Here is a 21,383-nt window from a genome sequence, read left to right as displayed (position 1 = left end):
CTCAGGCGCGGCGACGGCGGCTCAAGCCCAGCACGGCCAGCAGGCCCAGGCCCATCAGCAGCCAGGTTTCCGGCTCCGGAACGGCGGCCAGCATGCCTTGGCCGAGCACGCTGTGGGTGACTGCGGTTGGATGGACGCGGTCCCAGAACATATAACCGTCAGGGTTGCTGCAGGTGCTGCCATTGGGCTGGCCGACATAGCCGGTGAAGCAAGCCTCGGTGACATTGCTGAGACCGTACTGGGCGGCGTTGTCGATCAGGTTTTGCTGCGCGCCCAGGGTGTCGAAATAGCGGATGTCGATGCCGGGCAGCGCGCGCAACTGGCCAAGTGCACCGTTCAAACCCTGGTTGAAGCCGAGCGAAAGCAGGTGCAGTTGACCGGCGGCGCCGGAACTGAGGCCGCCCGGGGTCTGGCCCAGGTCGGGCAGGCCTGGCATCAGGAAGTGGCGCGCGCCCAGGCCGTACAGCGTCTGAACGGCGTTGCTGAGGTTCTGGATGGCCGTCTGTGCGGTCGCCTGAGAGTAGCCCTGGTACTGGAAGTCATTGGCGCCACCCCAGAGGAAGTACAGGGCCTGGCTGTCGGCTGCGCCACCACCCAAGCCGGCCTGGAAGGCCCCGACCTGGGACAGCATGCCGGTGTTCTGCAGGGCGGCCGGTGCGCCGGCGGCCACGGCGGCGCCGTTGAGCAAGCCGGTCTGGGCGCCGCCCCAGGCGTAGTCCTGCAGGGTCACGCCCAGGCCTTGGGCCAGATGCTCGATGGCGACCGGCCCGTTGGAGAAGCGGCCCTGGTAGTAGTTGCCGGGCTGCGGCACGGTGCCGCCCGTGGCTTGATAGAAATTGCCCTTGTCCGAGAGGCTGTCGCCGAAGGCGACGATGCGGCTGTAAGCGGGGGTGCTGCTCGAGCTGACGGCCTGCGCTTGCGCGGCAACGCTCAGCGCCAGACCGGCCGTCATCATCAGGGCGGAGGAGGAGACGCTGTGCCAGCGGCGTCGGGAGGCAGAAGTAGCGTTCACGGCAGTCCTTTCAAGTAACAAGCCAAGTCGGCGGCATGATGGCATGCCGTGGCCTGGGAATCACTCGAAATTCGCGTGCGTGTGCACGTTTGGGGCTGGGGTGGGGTGAACAGGTGAACAGGTGAACAGGTGAATCGTGAATCGTGAATCGTGGGGGTGTTGTTCACTCGTTCACCTGTTCACCAGTTCACCAGTTCACCAGTTCACCAGTTCACTTCCACCCTCAGCCCGCCCGCCGCATCGTCGTTGTCCCAATATGCATGCCTTCGCGGTACTTGGCGACGGTGCGGCGGGCGACCTGGATGCCTTGTTCTTCCAACATATTGGCCAGGGCGCTGTCGGACAGGGGCTTGGCCGGGTTCTCGGCGGCGATGAATTGCTTGATCAGCTCGCGCACGGCCGTGCTGGATGCTTCGCCGCCGGCCTCGGTGGACAGGCCCGAGCCGAAGAAGTACTTGAGCTCGTAGGTGCCAAAGGGCGTGGCCATGTACTTGGCCGTGGTCACGCGCGAGATGGTCGACTCATGCAGGCCCAGCTCGTCGGCGATCTCGCGCAGCACCAGCGGCTTCATCGCCACGGCGCCGTGGCTGAAGAAACCTTTCTGGCGCTCGACGATGGCGGTGGAGACGCGCAGGATGGTGTCGAAGCGCTGCTGGATGTTCTTGATGAACCAGCGCGCCTCCTGCAGCGCGCCGCCCAGGGCGCTGTTGCTGATGCCGCCGCGCGTCTGACGCAGGGCATTGGCATAGAGCTCGTTGATGCGCAGCTTGGGCGCGACCTCGGGGTTGATGATGACGCGCAGCTCGCGCCCGACCTTGCGCACGATCACATCGGGAATCACCGCCGGCGCCTGGCCGCGGGCAAAGCGCCGGCCCGGCTTGGGCTCAAGCGCCACGATCAGGGCCTGGGCCTCGCGCAGCAAGGGCTCGTCGGCGCCGGTCAGCAGCATCAGGCGGCGGCTGTCGCGCTTGGCCAGCAGGTCCAGATGCTTTTTGCAGATCATGATGGCGATCACCTGCGGCGCGCTGCGTGGCAGCTGGCGCAGCTGCAGCTCCAGGCACTCGGGCAGATCGCGGGCGCCGACGCCGGCCGGGTCCATATGGTGCAGCCACTTCAGGGCGATGCGCAGGTGGTCGAGCAGGTCCTCGCGTTCGGCCGCGCTGTCCTCGCCGGCGTCGGGGATCAAGGCCTCGGCAATCGACGCCAGGCTGTCTTCCAGCAGGCCGTCCTCGTTCAGGGAATCGATCAGCAGGCGCAGGGCCAGCTGGTCCGATTCGCTCAAGCTCATGCCTGCCATCTGCTGCTGCAGATGTTCTTGCAGGGAGATCTCGGCCGACTCCTGCTCGCTGCGCTCGCCGTCTTCGTCGTTGCTGCCCGAGCCGCTGCCGCTGTTGCTGGGCAGCTCGCGGATGCCGTCGAAATCGTCACCTTCGGTGCCGTTCTCCCAGTCCTCGCGTTCGCTGTTGCCGAAGTCCTCGGCCTTGAGCTCGGGCGTGGCCTCGGCGTCGGCGCCGCCGCCCAGCTCGCGTTCCGCGCCGCTGTCTTCGGCGGCACTGGCCGGGCGCAGCTCGGGCAGCTCGGGCGTGGCGACGGAGAAGTCGTCCTCGGTTTCGAGCAGCGGGTTCTGCGCCAGCATCTGCTCGACTTCCTGGTTCAGTTCCAGGGTGGACAGTTGCAGCAGACGGATCGACTGCTGCAGCTGCGGCGTCAGCGCCAGATGCTGACTCAGGCGAACCTGGAGCGATTGCTTCATGGCCGCAGGCCCGGCGCTGTCAGGAGGCTCGCCATCACATCACATGCGGAAATGTTCGCCGAGATAGACCTTGCGCACATCGGCGTTGGCGACGATCTCGTCCGGCGTGCCCTCGGCCAGCACCGAACCCTCGCTGATGATGTAGGCGCGGTCGCAGATGCCCAGGGTCTCGCGCACATTGTGGTCGGTGATCAGCACGCCGATCTGGCGCGCCTTCAGGAAACCGATGATGCGCTGGATCTCCAGCACCGCGATCGGGTCCACGCCGGCAAAGGGTTCGTCCAACAGGATGAAGCGCGGCTGGGTGGCCAGGGCGCGGGCAATCTCGACGCGGCGGCGTTCACCGCCCGAGAGCGCCGGTGCCGGGCTGTCGCGCAGCTTCTCGATGCTCAGGTCGTGCAGAAGGGCTTCCAGCAGTTCCTTGATGCGCGGCTCTTTCAGCGCGCGGCCCTGCTCGTCGCGCTGCAGTTCCAGCACCGCACGGATGTTTTGTTCCACTGTCAGCTTGCGGAAGATCGAGGCTTCCTGCGGCAGATAGCTCAGCCCCAGGCGGGCGCGCTGGTGGATGGGCAGGTGCTCGACCGACTGGCCGTCGATGCGGATCTCGCCGGCATCGGCGCGCACCAGGCCAACGATCATGTAGAAGCTGGTGGTCTTGCCGGCGCCGTTGGGGCCGAGCAGGCCGACCACCTCGCCGCTGTTGACGCCCAGGTGCACGTTCTTGACCACGCGCCGCACGCCATAGCTTTTGGCCAGTCCTTCCGCCTCGAGGCGGCTGCGCACGCCGGATTCCAGCGCCGACACCGGCGCGTTGTGGGGGCCGGCGCTCATGGCGTCTTGCGCGGGCTGAGGCTGGTGCTCGGCTTGAGCTGGATGCCCGAGGCCGGCGTGGCGGCGGGCTCCGAGGCCGCGCCGCGCGGCATCATCACCACGCGCACACGGCCGCTCGGGTGGGGCGAACTCTGGCCGCCTTCCAAGGTGAACACCTCGCTGCGGTTGTCGAACAGGATGACCGCGCCGGTCACCTCGTCGGCCACGGTCGTGCCTTGCAGGCGCCGCACCACGGCGTTGCCGATGAAGCGCACGGTGTCGCTGCGGGTGTCGTATTCGAGCTGGTCGGCCAGGCCTTCGATGGCCTCGCCCGGGATGTCGCGCGCCTGGCGGAAGCTGACCTGCTTGCCGGTCTGGCCATTGGCATAGACCTGGTGGTAGCCGTCGCCGGTCTCGCGCACATCGAGCTTCTCGGCGCGCAGCACCAAGCTGCCCTTGCTCAGCACCACATCACCGTTGAACTCGGTGCGCTGCTTGGCGATCTCGACGCTGCCGCCGTTCTTGGAGGAAATATTGAGCGGCTTGCCGCGGTCGGCCTTCTCGGCCTGGGCTGCGCCGGCGGCCAGGCCCAGGACCAGGGTCGCCAGCAGGCCGGGCAGGGCGGTGGAACGCGAGGACAGCTTCATGGGCACAGGGGTTCGGTCAGGCAAGGGCGTGGACGCCGACGGGTGGCGGCACAAATCTTGCAGACCATTCTAGTACGCGCCCCGCTATGCCGGGCTCGTAGAGTCGCTGCGCGCGAGGAACGGCCCTCAGGCCTTGCCGCTGCGCAGTTGCTGGATCAGCTGGTTCGTCAAAGCCAGGGCCGCTTGCCCGCCCACTTGCGGGTTCTGCCCTGGGGCGGCCATGCTGGGGCTGGTCAGGAAGCGGCCGCCAATACCGATCGCCGGCACGGTGTCGGCGCGGTAGGACGCCGCCAGCTTTGCTGATTGGGCCGGGCGGCCCTGGGCGCTGAAGGAATTGAAGGCAGCCGTGAACTTGGCCTCGTCCAGGCCCAGGCTGACGGCAAACTTGGTGATGGCTTTTTCGTCGCTGAGGTCCAGATGTTGGACATGGATGGCCTTGAACACGGACTCGTGAAAGTCCCCGATTCGGCCCAGGGTCTCCAGGGCAAACATCAAGCGCTGGTGCAACTTGTGCATGGCGCCCACGCCGACATGGACCCGACGGAAGCTGACATCGGCCGGCAACTGTTTGGCCCAGGCTGACACCAGCGGGTCGAAGGCGAAGCAGTGCGGGCAGGTGTAGAGGAAGAACTCATACACCTCGATCTTGCCCGGCGTGGCCGGCAAGGGCTGTGCCAGGCGCAGGTACTGCTTGCCTTCGACCGGCGCAGCGCCTTGAGCCTGGCTCAGGGCCGGCAGGCCGGTGGCGGCCAGGCAAACGGAGAAGTCACGGCGGGAGATCGGTTTCATCGCTTCGCAGGGGGCAGGTGTTGAGATCGGGCGTCCGGGCGTCCAGCCCTCAGGCCTTGGCGGCGCGGGCCAGCTGGATCAAGTGATCGGCCACGGCCAGGGCTCGGCGCCCGTTGGCCACTTCGGCTTCGCCACGGACGCCGGCGATCGAAGGCGAGGTCAGGTAGCGGCCGCCAATGCCCAGCGCCGGCACGCCGTCGATGCGGTAAGCCTCGGACAGCTTGGCTCCCTGGCCGGCCTTGGTGACCACGCCGAAAGCGTTGAAAGCATCCTTGAACTTGGCACCGTCCACGCCCATGCGCACCACCAGCTCGGTGAGGCTTTTCTCGTCGTTGAGCTCGAGGCGCTCAACGTGGAAGGCATTGAAAATCTTGTCCTGCAGCTCGGCGGCCTTGCCCAGGGCTTCCAGGGCGTAGAACAGGCGCTGGTGCAGCTTGATCATGGCGTTGAAGCCGACATGGACGCGGCGAAAGGCGACATCGGCCGGCAGCTGCTTGATCCAGGGCGCCAGCACCGGCTCGAAAGCAAAGCAATGCGGGCAGCCGTACCAGAAGAACTCCACCACCTCGATCTTGCCCGGCACGGCCACGGGCAGGGCCTGGGCCAGGGTCTGGAACTTGCCGGCAAAGGGGTCGGTTTGTGCCAAGGCCAGCTGCGGGGCCAGGCTCAGGCCGCCCAAAGCCAGAGGAGTCGACAACAGGGCAGAAAACTCGCGACGTTTCATCATCTTCTTCTCGTTCATCTCGGTGGACAAAAAGGGGCCGCAGCCCCGAGTATTGGGGCGAAAACTCAGCGTTTAACGCCGACCAGATTGGCTTCGATGCCGGCCGCTTCGATCTTGCGCTGCAGGCCTTCGGCTTCATCGCGGCTGTCGATGGGGCCGATGCGCACACGGAAGACCGTGCGGCCCGATTGTTCTTTCTCCATGACCTTGGCGCTGAAGCCCAGCAAGGCCAGACGAGCGCGCTGCTGCTCGGCGTCCTCGTTCTTCACATAGGCGCCGGCCTGCACGAAGTAGAGATTGGGGTCGGCGGCGGCCGCAGCAGCACTGGCGGCGGCAGCCTTGGCTTCGGCCTTCTTGTCGGCCGCTTTGTCAGCGGCTTTCTCGGGGGCCTTGTCCGCAGCCTTGGGAGCGGCTGCCGAGGCGCTTGGCGCTGGAGGGGCCACCGCCGGCGCCGTGCTTGCCGGTGCGGCGACCTGCGCAGGTGCGGCCGGTGCCGGCGCGCCGCTGACCACACCGCTGGCCTTCACGCCGGCCTTGCCGGCCAGGGGAGCGTTGGGGTCCCAGTTCTTGTTGCGCTGGGCTTCGGCCGCGTCCTGCTCGGCCGTGCGCTGCGGCACCTTGTCGATGAAGGGGATGGGCACCTTGGCGATGTAGAGCGCCACGCCCAGCGCCACGGCCAGACCCAGCAGCAAGCCGACGATCAAGCCGAGGACAAAGCCACCCCGTTGTTGTTTGCTTTTGTTTTTGTTGCTGCTGCCAGATTGAGCCGTGCTCATGCCTTCTCCGTCGCTTCAGGAATTGCTTCGCGGGACATCACCTCGGGTGCGCTGACGCCCAGAACGGCCAGGGCATTGCGCAACACCTGGCGCGTGGCGGCCAGCAAGGCCACCCGCGCCGCACTCAGCTCGGGCGCCTGGTCCAACACGCGCTCAGCCGCATAGTAGCTGTGATAGCTGGCCGCCAAGTCGCGCAGGTAGAAGGCCACGTCATGCGGGGCCAGGCCGGCTGCGGCGCCAGACAGCATGGCCGGGTACTCGGCCAGCTTGAGCATCAGGGCGGCTTCGGTCGGGGCGCTCAGCAGGCTCAGGTCGGCGCTGGCCAGGGCCGTCTCGTCACCGCCGCGGGCCACCCAGTTGCGGATCACCGAGCAAATGCGGGCGTGCGCATACTGGACGTAGAACACCGGGTTCTCGTCGTTTTGCTTCAGGGCCAGGTCGACGTCGAAGATGAATTCCGTGTCGGCCTTGCGGCCAATCAGGAAGAAGCGCACGGCGTCGCGGCTGGTCCAGTCGATCAGGTCACGCAGGGTCACGTAGGAGCCGGCGCGCTTGGAGATCTTGACCTCCTCGCCGCCCTTCATCACGGTGACCATCTTGTGCAGGATGTAATCGGGGAAGCCCTGCGGGATGCCGACATCGGCCGCCTGCAGGCCACCGCGCACGCGGGCAATGGTGCCGTGGTGGTCGCTGCCCTGGACATTGATGCACTTGCTGTAGCCGCGCTGGAACTTGTCGATGTGATAGGCCACATCGGGCACGAAGTAGGTGTAGCCCCCTTCGCTCTTGCGCATCACGCGGTCTTTGTCGTCGCCGTAGTCGGTCGTGCGCAGCCAGAGCGCGCCGCCCTCTTCGAAGGTCTTGCCCTTGGCGATCAGCTTGGCCACGGTGTCCTCGACCCGGCCGCTGCTGTAGAGGCTGGATTCCAGGAAGTAGCTGTCGAACTTCAGGCCGAAGGCCTGCAGGTCCAGGTCTTGTTCGTGGCGCAGGTAGGCGACGGCGAACTGGCGGATGCTGTCCAGGTCTTCGATATCGCCCGAGGCCGTGAACTGGCGGTCATCGGCCACCACGGTCTGCTTGGCCAGGAAGGCGTCGGCGATGTCCTGGATGTAGTCGCCGTTGTAGGCGCTTTCCGGCCAGCCGGCGTCACCGGGCTTGAGCCCTTTCAGGCGGCATTGGGTCGAGTTCGCGAGGGTGGCGATCTGCACGCCGGCGTCGTTGTAATAGAACTCGCGCGTGACTTGCGCGCCCTGGGTCTTGAACAGGCTGCACAAGGCGTCGCCGAGCGCGGCCTGGCGGGCATGGCCGACATGGAGCGGGCCGGTCGGGTTGGCCGAGACGAACTCGACCATCACATGTTGTGCCGTGGCCGGCTGCTGGCCGAAGGCTGCGGTGGCCGACAGCACTTCGCTGACCACGGCCTGCTTGGCCGCGGCACTCAGGCGGATGTTGATGAAGCCGGGGCCGGCAATTTCCAGGCCGGTGACCCAGCGAGCGAAGGCCGGGCGGCGCTGCAAGGCCTCGATCAAGGCCTGGGCGAGCTCGCGCGGGTTCTTTTTCAGCGGTCGCGCCAGCTGCATGGCGGCCGTGCAAGCGAAATCGCCATGGGCGGCTTGCTTGGGGGATTCGAAGGCGGCAACCAGGTCGGTGCCGGGGCTGAGTTCTTGAATGGCTTCGGCCAGGGCGGCGAGCAATTCTTGCTTGGCTTGGATCATGGGGGGAATTCTACGGGCGGGGGCGGGGCAAGGGGTGTGGGGGTGAACAGGTGAACGGGTGAACGGGTGAACGGGTGAACGGGTGAACGGGTGAATCGTGAATCGTGAATCGTGAATCGTGAATCGTGAATCGTCGGGCTTGGGGCTTGGGTGCGTGCATTTGCTTGCAATTGGGGCGGGCTGGGGCAACTTATGATGTTCGGCATGTCTTTGGATTCAGACCTCGCCTTCGAGAGCGCTGCCGATCTGCCTGCCCATATCGGCAAGTACAAGGTGCTGCGTCGGCTCGGCGAGGGTGCCACCAGCGATGTCTTTCTCGCGGTGGACGAGTTCCATCGCAACGAGGTGGCCATCAAACGCATGCGCGCCTGGGCCGCGGTCAGCCGCGCTGGCCATGGCAGCGACTTCGGCCTGCGCTTCTATGCCGCTGAGGCGGCGCTGGCCGGGCGGCTGCAGCACCCGAATGTGGTGCAGATCCTTGACGCCGTGCCTGAGGAAGACTCGCCCTATCTGGTCATGGAGTACGTGCCTGGCGTCACGCTCAAGCATTTCTGCCGCAGCGACCGCCTGCTGCCCCTGGATCAAATCGTCGAGCTGGGCTTCAAATGCGCCATGGCGCTGTCCTATGTGTTCCGCCAGGGGCTGATCCACCGCGATGTCAAACCGGCCAATCTGCTGGCCGTGCTCGATGCCCAAGGCCAGGTCACCGATGTGAAGGTCAGCGATTTCGGCAGCGCCCTGAATTTGCGCTCCGACTCGACCCAGGTGCACCGGGTCGGCTCCCTGGCCTATATGCCGCCCGAGCAGATCGAGGGCGGCGATGTCGATTGCCGTGCCGACATCTACGCCCTCGGTGCCGTGCTCTACCACCTGGTGGCCGGCCGTGCGCCCTTTGATGCGCCCAGCCAGATGGCGTTGATGCACCAGATTTACCACCAGGCGCCGCCGCCCTTGCAGGGCTTGCGTGGCGGCGTGACGCCGGAGCTGGAGGCTGTCATCCTGAAGGCCCTGGCCAAGCACCCCCAGGAGCGTTATGCCGACTGGGAAGCCTTCGGCAAGGCCTTGTCCGAGCTGGTGTCCAAGCAGCTGGTGCCGCTGGCGCGGCTCTACGAGGTCAAGGATTCCGAGCGCTTCAATATGCTGCGCGAACTCGAGTTCTTCGCCGATTTCGGCGATGTGGAACTCTGGGAAGTGGTGCACCGCGCGCGCTGGCGGCGCTTTCCGCTCGACCATGCGCTCTACAAGCGCGGCCAGGAGGGCAACACCTTCCACATCCTGGCCCAGGGTGCGGTCGATGTGTACCGCGACGGCAACAAGGTCGCCAGCCTCGGCCAGGGCACCTCGGTCGGCGAGATGGCCTATCTGGCGCCTAACCCCGATCTTCGGCGCCACAGCGCCGATGTGCGGGTCAGCGAGGTCTGCATCACCATCTCCTTCACGCCGGAGTCCCTGGGTTTGTTGAGCCCGGAATGCCAGCATCGCTTCGACCGCGCCTTCATCCAGGTGCTGGTGCGGCGCCTCCATGCCGCGCATGAGTCCATGGCGCATCCGCGCCGCATCATGTAAACCCGTCTTGAGCCTGTCGCATGGTCGTGCTGGAATCAAGCGCGGCGGCGGCGCTCGCCATTTCCCCTTAGCCCTTGAAGGATTCCCTCACATGAAGACGAAGCTGATTCACCTCCTGGCCCTGGGCCTGATGACCTTTGCTGGCCTGGCCCAAGCGGCGATGACGATGCCCTCCTGCGATGCCCAGGCCAGCGAGAAGAAGTTGGCCGGCGCGGCCAAAACCAGCTTCCTGAAGAAGTGCAATGCCGACATGCCGGCAGCTGCAGCGTCTGCCGCGGGCAATGCGTCCTGTGATGCCGCTGCCGCTGAGAAAAAGCTGGCCGGTGCCGCCAAGAACAGTTTCCTGAAGAAGTGCAATGCCGACAGTGGCGCGGCTGAAGCGGCAGCGCCCAGCGATGCACAAGCGGCCTGTGCCGCCAAGGCGGCCGAGAAGAAGCTGGCCGGTGCGGCCAAGAACAGCTTCACCAAGAAGTGCGTGGCGGACGCGGCCGGCAAGTAAGACGACTCAGTGGCGGCCGGGCCGCGGGCTGGGCCGCCAGCTTTCGGCCGCCTGGGGCGTCAGTTTTTTGCCGCGTCCGCTCTGAAAGCGGCCTTAGGCTCTATGCTGCGACATCGCAGTGATCGCCCGGCAGGGTCTGCTTCATGAACGGACAAGCGGCAAGGCTTGTGCCCGCGTCGGGCACGGAACCGGGTTCAATGGCCTTGCGGCAACGTGCCGAGGCCGCTGTGCATGCTGCGGCAGGGGCGCTTCCAGTGCTTGACTCACCTGCCCGAGCCCTGCAGCTGCAAGGCGCCGAGGCCGTCTTGCATGAGTTGCAGGTTCACCAGATCGAGCTGGAGCTGCAGAACGAGGAGTTGCTCCGCACCCAGCAGGACTTGAGCGAGGCGCGGGCCCGTTACTTCGATCTCTATGACCTGGCGCCCATGGGTTTGTGCAGCACGGACGAGCATGGCTCGATCTTTGAAGCCAATATGGGTCTGGGCCACTTGCTTGGGCGCAGCAGTGCCAGCTTGTGCGGGCAGAAGCTGGAGCAGTTCATCTGCGACGGCGACCAGGACACCTATCACCGCTACCGACTCCAATTGGGGCGGTCCGAGGCCGAGCCTGCCTGTGAGCTGCGTCTGCGCCTGGAGCATGGCTCCATGCGCTGGGTTCAGCTGCAGGCCGTGGCCATGCTCGACGCTCGCGGCCAGCCGCAGCTGCGCCTGGCTTTGATGGACATTGACCAGCGCAAGCGGGCCGAAGCCGACCGCGTGCTGGCCGCCAGCATGTTCGACCATGCCGGCGAAGGCATCTTGGTCACCTCGGCCCAGGGCGAGATCGTGGCCGTCAACCAGGCCTTCACCCGCATCTCCGGCTACGAAGCCGCCGAGGTGCTGGGCCGCAATCCTCGCCTCCTGAGCAGCGGGCGCCATGGCCCGGACTTCTTTGCCCATATGTGGTCGCAGCTGCAGCGCGATGGCTCCGTGCAGTTGGAGATGTGGAACCGCCACAAGTCGGGCAGTATGTATGCGGTGACGCAGACCATCAGCGCGGTGCGAGGCTCGGGCGGCGCCATCCAGAACTATGTGGGTCTGTTCTCCGACATCACCCATCTGCAGGAGCAGGAAGTCAAGCTGCAGCGCCTGACCCACTATGACCCCTTGACCCAGCTGCCCAACCGCCTCTTGCTGGCCGAGCGTCTGCAGCAAGCCATGGCGCAGGCTCAGCTTCAGGGGCGTTTGCTGGCGGTGGTGTTTCTCGATCTCGATGGTTTCAAGGCGGTGAATGACAGCCATGGGCACGAGGTCGGCGACCAGATGCTGATCGCCGTGGCCGAAGCCATGAAACTGACCCTGCGCGAAGGCGACACCTTGGCGCGCCTCGGGGGTGATGAGTTCGTGGCCGTGCTGGGCGATTTGGCCACGGTGGCCGAGGCCCAGCCCTTGCTGCAGCAGTTACTGGAGGCCAGTGCGCTGCCGCTGAGCGTTGCCGGGCAGACCTTGCAGGTATCAGCCAGCCTGGGCGTGACCTTCTTCCCTCAGGATGAAGAGATGGACGCCGACCAACTGCTGCGCCAAGCCGACCAGGCCATGTACCAGGCCAAGCTGGCCGGCAAGAACCGCATGCATCTCTTCGATGCCCAGCATGACCGCAGCGTGCGCGGCCACCACGAAAGCGTGCAGCGCATCGCGCAGGCGCTCGCGGCCGGCGAATTCGTTCTGTACTTCCAGCCCAAGGTGGACATGGTGGCCGGCCATGTGGTGGGCGCCGAAGCCTTGATCCGCTGGCAGCACCCAGAGCGCGGCCTGCTGCCACCGGCGGTGTTCCTGCCAGTGATCGAGGACCATGCGCTGGCGATCGAGCTCGGTGAATGGGTGATCGACCAGGCTTTGCGGCAGGTCGCCGCCTGGCAAAGCGAGGGGCTGGCCTTGCCGGTCAGCGTCAATATCGGTGCCCGGCAGTTGCAGCAGGCCGATTTTGTCGAGCGGCTGCAGCGCTTGTTGACTCGCCACGCCGAGGTAGCGCCAGGCCTGCTGGAGCTGGAGGTGCTGGAAACCAGCGCCATCGAAGACATCACCCACGTCACCCGCCTGATCGCCGAATGCAAGGCCCTGGGCGTGCGTTTCGCCCTCGACGACTTTGGTACCGGCTATTCCTCGCTGACCTACCTCAAGCGCCTGCCGGTGGCCCAGCTCAAGATCGACCAGAGTTTTGTGCGCGATATGTTGGACAACCCGGTCGACATCTCGATCCTGCAGGGTGTGATTGGCATGGCCCGCGCTTTCGGTTGCGAGGTGATCGCCGAGGGTGTGGAGACCGTGGCGCATGGCGCCGTGCTGGTTCAGCTCGGCTGTCATCTGGCCCAGGGCTATGGCATTGCCAGGCCCATGCCGGCCGCTGCCTTGCCGGTCTGGATGGCTGACTGGCGCCCCGATGCCAGCTGGCTGGCGGCCGCGCAGCCAGCCGGATGAGGTTTCAGCCCGCCGCCCCTGGGCCGGCCGCGCGCCAGAAGCCTGGGTCGGCATAGCGCAGCTTCAGGAAGTCCACCCACAGGCGCACACGCAAGGGCAGGTGCTTGGCCTGTGGGAACAGGGCGTAAATGCCGTTGGGCGGCGCGGCAAAAGTGTCGAGCACGCTGAGCAGGCGCCCGGCCGCGATATCGCCCTCGACCTCCCAGGTGCTGCGCCAGGCCAAGCCCAGGCCGGCCAGGCACCAGTCGTGCAAGACCTGGCCGTCGCTGCAGTCGAGCCGGCCATTGGGGCGCAGATGCTGGACGGCGCCGTCGATGACAAAGGCCCAGCCGCGCGTCTGGCTGGCGTCCGAGCTCAGGGTCAGGCAGGCATGCCGGGCGAGTTCGGAAGGGTGCTGGGGAATGCCGGCGCGCTTGAGGTAGGCCGGCGTGGCCACGCACAGGCGGCGGTTGTCGGCCAGGCGCACGCTGATCAGGCTGGAATCGGGCAGGTCGCCGACGCGCACCGCGCAGTCGAAGCCTTCGGCGCCGATGTCCACCACCCGGTCGCTCAGATTGAGTGAAACGCTGACGTCGGGGTGGCCGGCCAGGAACTCGGGCAGCAAGGGCGCCACGTGGCGGCGGCCGAAGCCGGCCGGCGCGGTGATGCGCAAATGGCCGCTGGCCTTGACGCCGCCGGCGCTGACGCTGGCTTCCGCGCTGTTGAACTCGGTCAGCAGACGCTGGCAGTCTTCCAAAAAGGCACTGCCTTCATGGGTCAAGCTGATACGCCGGGTGGTGCGCAGCAGCAGTTTCACGCCCAGCCTGGCCTCGAGCGCGTCGATGCGCCGCCCCATCACCGCCGGCGCCACACCTTCCAGCTGCGCCGCCGCGGTCAAGCTGCCTTTGCTGGCCACGGAAACGAAGGATTCAATTTGCTTGAGGCGGTCCATGGACTCGATTCTGCTATTTGGTGCCGTTAAAAACAAACGGAGCCAGTCTATTCGTGCAAATTCTGCAGGTATTCCATCTGAGCGAGGTAGGGAATCAGGTCTTGGTTTTGCTCTAAATTGGCAAGCAATTGCTGCAGGTATGGCCCCTTGCCTGCGTACCGTATCGAAATTCCCCCATCTCCCCAACTTGCATCCGGAAGGGTTTCTCATGAAAGCCAGCTCTCGCAACTCCATCCACGGCCTCCAGGTCGCCACCGAGCTGTTCCGTTTTGTCGAAGACCGGGTGCTGCCCGGTACCGGCATCAGCAGCGAACGCTTCTGGGCCGGCTTTGACGCCATCGTCCGGGATCTGGCACCCAAAAACCTGGCCTTGCTGGCCGAACGTGAGCGCCTGCAAGTGGCGCTTGATGACTGGCACCGCGCCCATCCGGGGCCGATCCAGGACATGCCGGCCTACCGGGCGTTCCTGGAACAGATCGGCTACCTGGTCCCGCCGCCCGGTGCAGTGCAGGTGAGTACCGCTCATGTCGATGCGGAGCTGGCGCTGCAGGCCGGCCCTCAGCTGGTCGTGCCCATCCTCAATGCACGTTATGCCCTCAATGCCGCCAATGCGCGCTGGGGCTCGCTGTATGACGCCCTCTACGGCTCCGATGCGATTTCCGAAAGCGGCGGCGCCGAGCGTGCCGGCGCCTACAACCCGGTGCGCGGCGCCCAGGTGATTGCCTATGCACGCCAGGTGCTGGACCAGGCCGCGCCCTTGGCCGGTGCTTCGCACACCCAGGCCAAGAGCTACCAAGTGGACGGTGGCCGCCTGCTCGTCGGCTTGATCGACGGTTCCAGCACCGGCCTGGTCGACCCCGCGCAGTTCGTTGGCTATCAGGGCGATGCAGCGGCGCCGCGTTCGGTGCTGCTGCGTCACAACGGCCTGCATCTGGACCTCCAGATCGACCGCAGAACCGCCATCGGCGCCAGCGACGCGGCCGGCATCAGCGATCTGGTGCTGGAAGCGGCCCTGTCCACCATCCTCGACCTGGAAGATTCGGTGGCCGTGGTCGACGCAGAAGACAAGGTGCTGGCCTATGGCAACTGGCTGGGCATCTTGCAAGGCACGCTGAGCGAGGAGCTGAGCAAGAACGGCAAGACCATCACCCGCCGCCTCAACCCGGACCGGGTCTACACGGCGCCAGACGGTGGCAGCTTGAGCCTGCATGGCCGTTCGTTGATGTTCGTGCGCAATGTCGGCCACTTGATGAGCAACCCGGCCATTCTGTATGGCGAGGGCCAGGAGATCCCCGAAGGCATCATGGATGCCGTCATCACGACCACCATCGCCCTGCATGATCTGCAGAGCGAGGCCGGCCGGGCCATCCGCAATTCGCGCGCCGGCTCCATCTACATCGTCAAGCCCAAGATGCACGGCCCCGCCGAGGTCGCTTTTGCGGCTGAGCTGTTCGCCCGCGTCGAGCAGATGCTGGGCTTGCCGGACAGCACGGTCAAGCTGGGCATCATGGACGAGGAGCGCCGCACCAGCGTCAACCTCAAGGCCTGCATTGCTGCGGCCGGCAGCCGCGTGGCTTTCATCAACACCGGCTTCCTCGACCGCACCGGCGACGAGATGCACACCGCCATGCAAGCCGGCCCCATGTTCCGCAAGGGTGATATGAAGACCAGCGCCTGGATCCAGGCCTATGAGCGCAGCAATGTGTTGACCGGCCTGAGCTGCGGCTTGCGCGGCCGGGCCCAGATCGGCAAGGGCATGTGGGCCATGCCGGACCTGATGGCCGCCATGCTTGAACAGAAGATCGCCCACCCCAAGGCCGGCGCCAACACCGCCTGGGTGCCTTCGCCGACGGCCGCCACCCTGCATGCCCTGCATTACCACCAGGTGAATGTGCAGGCAGTGCAGAAGGAGTTGGAGGCCATCGATGCCGACGCCGAACGCGGCGCCATCCTCGACCGACTCTTGCAGATCCCGGTGGTCGCGCAGGCGAACTGGAGCGCTGCCGAGGTGCAGCAGGAGCTGGACAACAACGCCCAGGGCATTCTGGGTTATGTGGTGCGCTGGGTTGACCAGGGCGTGGGCTGCTCCAAGGTGCCCGACATCCACAACATCGGCCTGATGGAAGACCGCGCCACCTTGCGCATCTCCAGCCAGCACATTGCCAACTGGCTGCATCACGGCGTGACCCATGCCGCCCAGGTGCACGAAACCTTCCAGCGCATGGCGGCGGTGGTGGACGGCCAGAACGCGGGCGACCCGGCCTACCAGCCCATGGCCGGCCACTTCGAGAGTTCGGCCGCCTACCGTGCGGCCCTGGATCTGGTGTTCAAGGGCTTGGAGCAACCGAGCGGCTACACCGAGCCGCTGTTGCATGCCTGGCGTTTGCGCGTCAAGGCCGGCCAAGTCTGAGTCCCCTGCAGAACTGTTGCACCCACAAAAAAGGCGGGCCCGAGGGCCCGCCTTTTGCATGGTTCGCCGCCCCGCTGGGGCGGACCCGCCGGATCAGAAAGTAGCTTGCGCGCTGAAGGTGAAGCGACGACCGATCACGTCGTACACACCCGGGAAGGTGTTGCCATAGTTGGAGGCACCAGGGCCCACACCGGTGGCGGTGAACGGGGGCTGCTTGTCGAAGAGATTGTTGACCGTCAGCGAAAGCTTGACGTTCTTCATCGCTTGCCATGAGCCATTCAGGTCGATGTAGCTGACAGCCTTGAGCTTGGTGTACTCAGCCTTGTTGGCCGCGACCTTGTCCTGCTGGATCTCCGACTCGCCGATATAGCGCCAGTTGTAGCCCAGCGAGTAGTCGCCGAAGGTCCAGGTGGCGCGCTGGCTGAAACGGGTCTTGGCGTAAGGCGTACCCACGTCCGTGCCGTAGTAGCCGGCTTGCTCCAGGGTCGCCACCGAAGGCAGGGACTTGAAGTCGGCCTTGTTCAGCAGGCTCAGCTGCAGCGTGAAGTCGATGCGGCCCATCTTGGGTGCACCCAGGCTCTTCAGGTTCAGGCGGTAAGAGCCGCCGATGTCCACGCCAGAGAAGTCATAAGCACCCAGATTGGAGGACTGTGTGACCACGCCCTTGCTGCCCGTGCCATTCAGACCGCCGTTCAGCGGGTCGCGCTGGATGGCCTGGCAGAAGACGTTGTTGGTCAGACCGGGGTTCAGCTTGATGTCGTAGCAGCCATTGATCACTTGACCGGCGGTGGCGCTGGAAACGCCTTCGCTGATCTTGATGCGCCAGTAGTCCAGGTTCAGGGACAGGTTGTCGATGAACGCCGGCTCCCAGACCACGCCCAGGGTGGTGGTGTTGGCCTTTTCCGGGCCCAGGCTGGGGTTGCCGCCGCCGGTGTTGTTGATCTGGCTGGACGACGGTGCGGCCACATTGCCGATCTGGGCCACTGGCACGCCGGTCAGCTGGCACACATTGGTCAGGGTGCCGGCCTTGCCTGCGTCGGCTGCGTTGATTTCCTTGCCTTGGCAGGGATCCTTGGCCAGCGTGGCCAGGCCCGTGGTCACCGGAGCGTAGAGCTCATTGATGTTGGGTGCGCGTGTGGCGCGCTGGCGCTCGCCACGGAAACGCAGGCCCTTCATCGGGGTCCAGTCCAGGCCACCCTTCCAGCTGCCATAGCTCTGGCTTTCGCCGGTCGAGGTGGACAGCTTGGTTTCGCGGTAGCCGGCACCCAGGTTCAGCGATTGCACCAGCGGCAGGTTCTGCAGCAGGGGCAGGTTCGCTTCCATATAGGTTTCGGTGAAGTTCAGCTTGCCGCTGCGGTCCGGGGTCGGAGCGCCGCTGCCCAGCAGTTCGCCCTGGGTCTGCACCACGGCGTCAGAGGCATTGGCGCCGAACACAGTGCGCTTTTCCATACCGAGCGCCAGGCCCAGCGGTGCGCGCGCCCAAGGGCTCTTGGCGAAAGCCACTTCACCGTTGGCGGCCAGCGAGGTGACCTGCTGCTCCACACGGGTGGTTTGGAAGGTCGGCGTCGAGATGAAGGCCAGCATGGCCGGCGTGATGCTGCCGGCGGCGCCGAACACGTTCAAGGGCACGCAGCCGCCGGTGGTGACCGTGCAGCCGTTGGCGTTGGTGGCGCGCAGGGCTTGCTGGGTCTTGGTGGCCGAGAAGCCATTGCCGGTACGCTGGGTCTGGTCCGAACGGCCCGACTGGTAGTAGGTGTCGTAGCTCCAGCTGTCCAGCATCGGGATGTCGCCACGCAGGCCGACGGTGTACTGGGTTGTGGTGTTGTCGTAGCTGTAAATACGCGGGCCGGCTTCGACGAAGCGGCGGGCGATATTCATGCGCACTTCCTTCGTGCCGCCGGCCACGCAGTCGGCTGCGGCGATGGCGTAGGCCGCGCACAGCTGGGTGCGCACCTTGTCGGTGATGAAGGGGTTGCCGATAGGCACATTGAAGGCGGCGCCGAAGGTGCCCGAGGGCGCCAGGTTCAGCGTCACATTGCTGCGCGTGTGGAACAGCTCGGCATAGGCTTCCGCGTTGTCATTGATGCGGAAGTGGCCCAGCGCCGTCGCTTGCGTGCGGGTCAGCGGGGTTTCGAAGTAGTTCGGCGGGTTGGTGTTGTAAGCATCTTCGGTGCCGCCGACTGCGCGCAGCAGACCGGTGGTCGCGTCGATGACGCGGCCGCCGGCGATCGGTGCCGGCATGCCGGAGAACTGAGCCGGTGCAGCCGTGCCCGAGAAGCCGCCGGGGTTGCCGGTGGCCGAGCTGATCACGATTTGCGAGTAGTCGCGGTCGGCCAGGCGCAGGGGGTCGGTCTTGGTGGTGCCGATGTGCAGGGCCACATTGCCGCGGCCATCGGCCAGGTTGGCACCCATGGTGATGTCGTTCTTGCGACGACCGGCATCACCTTGTTCGGAAATGCTGTACAGGGTGGTGGCTTCAATGCCAGTGAAGTTGCGCTTGGTCACGAAGTTGACCACGCCGGACACGGCGTCAGCACCGTACACGGCGGAGGCGCCGCCGGTCACCAGGTCGACGCGCTCCAGCAGCGAGACCGGCACGTTGTTGGTGTCAACCACACCGCCCAGATTGGCGGGCACGAAGCGCTTGCCGTTGAACAGCACCAGGGTGCGGTTCGAACCCAGACCACGCAGGTCGATCGAGGCAATGCCGGTGGAGCCGTTGTTCATGGCCGGGCCGATGGCCGGGTAGGACGAAGGCAGGCCGCGCACCAGTTCTTCAACGGCCACCGGCTGGGTGGTGTTGATGTCTTCCTTGCCCACCGAGGTGATGGGGCTGCTGGACGTGTTGCCGATGGTCTTCAGGCGCGAACCCGTGACTTCCACGCGTTCCAGCTTTTCCTGGACGACTTCTTGGGCAAAGGCGGGGGCGGCGGTGATGGCGCCAATCGTCACCAGCGCGGCGGCGCTGATAGCACTACGTTTGAACATGAAAACTCCTTCGTGAGGGCGTTTTGATTGAAAGCTCGGTGAGGCGGATAAACATCGGATGCTTGCAGCCGCCTGACTGGGGGCGAAGATTCCGCAGGCGCAGTGTGACGATGGGCACCCCCGGCGCTTTCTGGGGTTGTCCCTAATAGTGGGGGGGGATGACGATGCACACCCCCTGGGCGGTGCCGTTCCCCTATGAAACGCCCCTGCAGTCAGGGGGTTAGCGCACTGTCAAACGTTGTCGTTTTGAGACAAAAACCGCAAGACCTTGCAGTTGACAAGGTGGCTGCGTGCGGTCATTGCCTTCAGTCGGGCTTGATGTCGAAGGCGATAGTCAGCCGCGGCTGCTCGTCGACAAAGGGCGTGGTGCCATGCCAGAAACACGAGGGGAAGAGCACCAACCGGCCCACTCGGGGCTGCTCCAGCCGTTGTGGGGCCAGGCCCAGGTCCAGATCGGGCTGGCCGAATTTGATCCAGCCCGCTTGTGCCTCGGCATCCACGGTCGCCTCGGGCAGGGCAACGTAGTAGCAGGCGCTGATCCAGCCATGGCCATGCACATGGTTGGTGTGAAAGCCGCTGCTGCGCAGGCGTGAGGACCAGGAATCGGTGAAGCGCCAGCCGGCGCGGCGCTCTTGCAAGAACGGGTGGGAACTGTCCTTGGGCAGGCCGGCGATGTAGCGCTGGATGGCTGCGCTCAGCACGGGCTTGAGTTCGGCCACCCGTGGCCAGGCCTGGTCGAGCAAGTTGTCGTGCGTCTGCGTGCCATGGCGCAAAGTTTGGTCGACCGGCGCTTCGCGGTCGGTGTGCAAGGCGTTCAGTTCGGTGGCGAGGGCTTGGTTGAATTCCGTCATCCCGGCCCAGCCCGGCGGCGCCGGCAGATCAAAAACCTGGACCAGGCTTCCATAGTCATTGAGCCAGGCCTCGCGTGGGTCGCCCAGGAGGCGCCAGGCCAGGCCGAGCAGGGCGACCGCCAATTGGTCATCGGGCCTATGCCTCAGCGCTTGTTCTGCCGTGGCTGCAGCCTCCGCAGCGCGGCCTGCCGCCAGCAAGCTGCGCGCCAGATTGCTGCGCGTGTTGGCATCGCTCGGGTTCAGTTGCAGGGCATGCTGTTGCGCCTGCAGGGCTTCTTCATGCCGGCCCAGGCGGCTGAGCGCCTGACCGAGGCCGTCAAAGTAGGCGCAGCTCTGCGGCGCCAAGCGGCAGGCCCGTGCGTAGGCATCGGCGGCTTCACTCGGGCGTTCGGCCTTGAGCAGGAGCTGAGCTTTCAGCCCTGGCGCCAGCGCTGACTGCGGCGCCGCGGTTTCGGCCGCATCGAGCTCGTCCAGAAAGTCCGGCTCACCCTGGCTGTAGCGCAAGCGCGCCAGGTCATAGAGCGCCAGGCCATGCTGGCCGTCCAGCTTCAGCGCCTGCCGATAGGCGGCGGCTGCCGCGGCGTTGCGGCCCAGGCTCTGCAAGGTGTTGCCATGGTTGTAATGCGCGTCGGCGACCTGCAGGCCGAGGCCGAGCGCTCGTTCGTGAGCCGCCAAGGCCTCGGCATGGCGATGCAAGCGCTGCAGCAGCACGGCGCGGTTGTGGTGCAAAGCGGCCCGCTCGGGCGCCAGGTGCAAGGCCTGATCCAGGCTCTTCAGTGCCGTCAACAGTTCCCCCGCGTCCTGCTCCAGCAGGGCGCGCAGCTGCCAGGCTGCCACGGCGCTGGGGTTCAGGTCGAGGCTTCGCTTCAGGGCCAGGCGTGCCGGCTCGGTTTGCTCGAGCATGCGCAGCAATCGGGCTTGGTTGTAATGGGCTTCGGGCCAGCCTGGGCGTAACTCGCCGGCTCGTCGGTAGCTGGCCTCGGCTTCGGCCAGTTGCTGCAGCTCCTCTTGGGCTTCGCCGAGCGCATGCCAGGCCTCGGCCTGTTGCGGGCGTGCCCGGATGGACTGGCTCAAGCTGGTGGCTGCCTCGGCCCAGCGGGCTTGTGCCAGCTGCAACTGGCCCAGCAGGCGCCAAGCATCGGGCTGGTTCGCCAACTGCTGCAAGACCTGGCGATAGCCGGCCTCGGCGATATCCAGGCGCCCTTGTTGATGGGCCTGGACGGACTGATGCAGCAAGCGAGCCGGATCCTGGGGTTTCATGGGCGGGCAGTGTAGTGAATGTGGATTCGTCTTTGAACAGACTGCCCAACGACGGAAATTTTTGAAACTAATTGTCAGTTTGCTTGGTGCTTACCCTTTCTTGTTGCTCCAGCGCAGCGGGGGTAGTCACGAATGCGAGCGCACTCTCGATACGCTCAAAATTCGCCCCTACGCCCTTTAGAGCGTGACTTTCAGC

General features: G+C 65.7%; 15 protein-coding genes. 4 read left to right on the top strand and 11 right to left on the bottom strand.

The features are described 5' to 3' along the window. Nucleotide 1 precedes the first annotated feature (1 nt). The 8 genes from LNV28_RS04555 to argS form a co-directional block, all read right to left on the bottom strand. Nucleotides 2-1,012, bottom strand: a complete 1,011-nt coding sequence (locus LNV28_RS04555) for an SGNH/GDSL hydrolase family protein (protein ID WP_263516280.1) — start codon at nucleotides 1,010-1,012, stop codon at nucleotides 2-4. A 223-nt stretch (nucleotides 1,013-1,235) separates the two neighbouring features. Beyond that, a complete protein-coding gene (locus LNV28_RS04550; RefSeq protein WP_263516281.1) occupies nucleotides 1,236-2,765 on the bottom strand; it encodes an RNA polymerase factor sigma-54 in 1,530 nt (509 codons plus the stop codon). 39 nt (nucleotides 2,766-2,804) lie between these two features. Further along, a complete protein-coding gene (lptB, locus tag LNV28_RS04545; RefSeq protein WP_263516282.1) occupies nucleotides 2,805-3,596 on the bottom strand; it encodes an LPS export ABC transporter ATP-binding protein in 792 nt (263 codons plus the stop codon). Continuing rightward, a complete protein-coding gene (gene lptA, locus LNV28_RS04540) occupies nucleotides 3,593-4,222 on the bottom strand; it encodes a lipopolysaccharide transport periplasmic protein LptA (protein ID WP_263516283.1) in 630 nt (209 codons plus the stop codon). The genes lptB and lptA overlap by 4 nt, the downstream gene beginning before the upstream one ends. 126 nt (nucleotides 4,223-4,348) lie before the next feature. After that, nucleotides 4,349-5,011 carry a thiol:disulfide interchange protein DsbA/DsbL gene (locus tag LNV28_RS04535; RefSeq protein ID WP_263516284.1) on the bottom strand — a complete coding sequence of 221 codons (663 nt, stop codon included), beginning with the start codon at nucleotides 5,009-5,011 and terminating at the stop codon, nucleotides 4,349-4,351. A 49-nt stretch (nucleotides 5,012-5,060) separates the two neighbouring features. After that, nucleotides 5,061-5,738 (bottom strand): thiol:disulfide interchange protein DsbA/DsbL, encoded by a 678-nt coding sequence (locus LNV28_RS04530; RefSeq protein ID WP_263516285.1) that lies wholly within the window; start codon nucleotides 5,736-5,738, stop codon nucleotides 5,061-5,063. A gap of 62 nt (nucleotides 5,739-5,800) precedes the next feature. Continuing rightward, nucleotides 5,801-6,511, bottom strand: a complete 711-nt coding sequence (locus tag LNV28_RS04525; RefSeq protein ID WP_263516286.1) for an SPOR domain-containing protein — start codon at nucleotides 6,509-6,511, stop codon at nucleotides 5,801-5,803. After that, nucleotides 6,508-8,226, bottom strand: coding sequence for an arginine--tRNA ligase (gene argS, locus LNV28_RS04520; RefSeq protein WP_263516287.1), 1,719 nt, complete (start codon nucleotides 8,224-8,226; stop codon nucleotides 6,508-6,510). The genes LNV28_RS04525 and argS overlap by 4 nt, the downstream gene beginning before the upstream one ends. 204 nt (nucleotides 8,227-8,430) lie before the next feature. Here argS and LNV28_RS04515 point away from each other — a divergent pair, with 204 nt between their 5' ends. The 3 genes from LNV28_RS04515 to LNV28_RS04505 all read left to right on the top strand — a co-directional run bounded on the left by LNV28_RS04515 (nucleotide 8,431) and on the right by LNV28_RS04505 (nucleotide 12,747). Beyond that, on the top strand, nucleotides 8,431-9,792 hold the full coding sequence (locus LNV28_RS04515) for a serine/threonine-protein kinase (protein WP_263516288.1): 1,362 nt from the start codon (nucleotides 8,431-8,433) through the stop codon (nucleotides 9,790-9,792). A 91-nt stretch (nucleotides 9,793-9,883) separates the two neighbouring features. After that, nucleotides 9,884-10,291 carry a hypothetical protein gene (locus LNV28_RS04510; protein WP_263516289.1) on the top strand — a complete coding sequence of 136 codons (408 nt, stop codon included), beginning with the start codon at nucleotides 9,884-9,886 and terminating at the stop codon, nucleotides 10,289-10,291. Between the two features lie 254 nt (nucleotides 10,292-10,545). Next, a complete protein-coding gene (locus tag LNV28_RS04505; protein ID WP_263516290.1) occupies nucleotides 10,546-12,747 on the top strand; it encodes a putative bifunctional diguanylate cyclase/phosphodiesterase in 2,202 nt (733 codons plus the stop codon). Nucleotides 12,748-12,751: 4 nt separating this feature from the next. Here the strand turns inward: LNV28_RS04505 and LNV28_RS04500 are convergent, their stop codons facing one another. Next, nucleotides 12,752-13,678, bottom strand: coding sequence for a LysR family transcriptional regulator (locus tag LNV28_RS04500; RefSeq protein WP_263516291.1), 927 nt, complete (start codon nucleotides 13,676-13,678; stop codon nucleotides 12,752-12,754). Between the two features lie 208 nt (nucleotides 13,679-13,886). On the opposite strand from LNV28_RS04500, the gene LNV28_RS04495 reads away from it, so the two are divergent. Beyond that, entirely contained in the window at nucleotides 13,887-16,088 is a 2,202-nt protein-coding gene (locus LNV28_RS04495; protein WP_263516292.1) for a malate synthase G, read from the top strand. Between the two features lie 93 nt (nucleotides 16,089-16,181). Here the strand turns inward: LNV28_RS04495 and LNV28_RS04490 are convergent, their stop codons facing one another. Together LNV28_RS04490 and LNV28_RS04485 are read right to left on the bottom strand one after the other, a co-directional pair. Next, on the bottom strand, nucleotides 16,182-19,076 hold the full coding sequence (locus tag LNV28_RS04490) for a TonB-dependent receptor domain-containing protein (RefSeq protein WP_263516293.1): 2,895 nt from the start codon (nucleotides 19,074-19,076) through the stop codon (nucleotides 16,182-16,184). A 305-nt stretch (nucleotides 19,077-19,381) separates the two neighbouring features. Beyond that, nucleotides 19,382-21,187, bottom strand: coding sequence for a tetratricopeptide repeat protein (locus tag LNV28_RS04485; protein WP_263516294.1), 1,806 nt, complete (start codon nucleotides 21,185-21,187; stop codon nucleotides 19,382-19,384). Nucleotides 21,188-21,383: the final 196 nt, after the last annotated feature.

The organism is Paucibacter sp. DJ2R-2 (assembly GCF_025717675.1).
GTDB lineage: Bacteria > Pseudomonadota > Gammaproteobacteria > Burkholderiales > Burkholderiaceae_C > Paucibacter_A.
This window is presented reverse-complemented; position numbering and strand designations above follow the sequence as displayed.

What these genes read in the sequence shown, in the direction of transcription:
- LNV28_RS04550 (WP_263516281.1), bottom strand. Translation starts at nt 2,765, where the DNA reads ATGAAGCAATCGCTCCAGGTTCGCCTGAGTCAGCATCTGGCGCTGACG.
- lptB (WP_263516282.1), bottom strand. Translation starts at nt 3,596, where the DNA reads ATGAGCGCCGGCCCCCACAACGCGCCGGTGTCGGCGCTGGAATCCGGC.
- lptA (WP_263516283.1), bottom strand. Translation starts at nt 4,222, where the DNA reads ATGAAGCTGTCCTCGCGTTCCACCGCCCTGCCCGGCCTGCTGGCGACC.
- LNV28_RS04535 (WP_263516284.1), bottom strand. Translation starts at nt 5,011, where the DNA reads ATGAAACCGATCTCCCGCCGTGACTTCTCCGTTTGCCTGGCCGCCACC.
- LNV28_RS04530 (WP_263516285.1), bottom strand. Translation starts at nt 5,738, where the DNA reads ATGATGAAACGTCGCGAGTTTTCTGCCCTGTTGTCGACTCCTCTGGCT.
- LNV28_RS04525 (WP_263516286.1), bottom strand. Translation starts at nt 6,511, where the DNA reads ATGAGCACGGCTCAATCTGGCAGCAGCAACAAAAACAAAAGCAAACAA.
- argS (WP_263516287.1), bottom strand. Translation starts at nt 8,226, where the DNA reads ATGATCCAAGCCAAGCAAGAATTGCTCGCCGCCCTGGCCGAAGCCATT.
- LNV28_RS04515 (WP_263516288.1), top strand. Translation starts at nt 8,431, where the DNA reads ATGTCTTTGGATTCAGACCTCGCCTTCGAGAGCGCTGCCGATCTGCCT.
- LNV28_RS04510 (WP_263516289.1), top strand. Translation starts at nt 9,884, where the DNA reads ATGAAGACGAAGCTGATTCACCTCCTGGCCCTGGGCCTGATGACCTTT.
- LNV28_RS04500 (WP_263516291.1), bottom strand. Translation starts at nt 13,678, where the DNA reads ATGGACCGCCTCAAGCAAATTGAATCCTTCGTTTCCGTGGCCAGCAAA.
- LNV28_RS04495 (WP_263516292.1), top strand. Translation starts at nt 13,887, where the DNA reads ATGAAAGCCAGCTCTCGCAACTCCATCCACGGCCTCCAGGTCGCCACC.
- LNV28_RS04490 (WP_263516293.1), bottom strand. Translation starts at nt 19,076, where the DNA reads ATGTTCAAACGTAGTGCTATCAGCGCCGCCGCGCTGGTGACGATTGGC.
- LNV28_RS04485 (WP_263516294.1), bottom strand. Translation starts at nt 21,187, where the DNA reads ATGAAACCCCAGGATCCGGCTCGCTTGCTGCATCAGTCCGTCCAGGCC.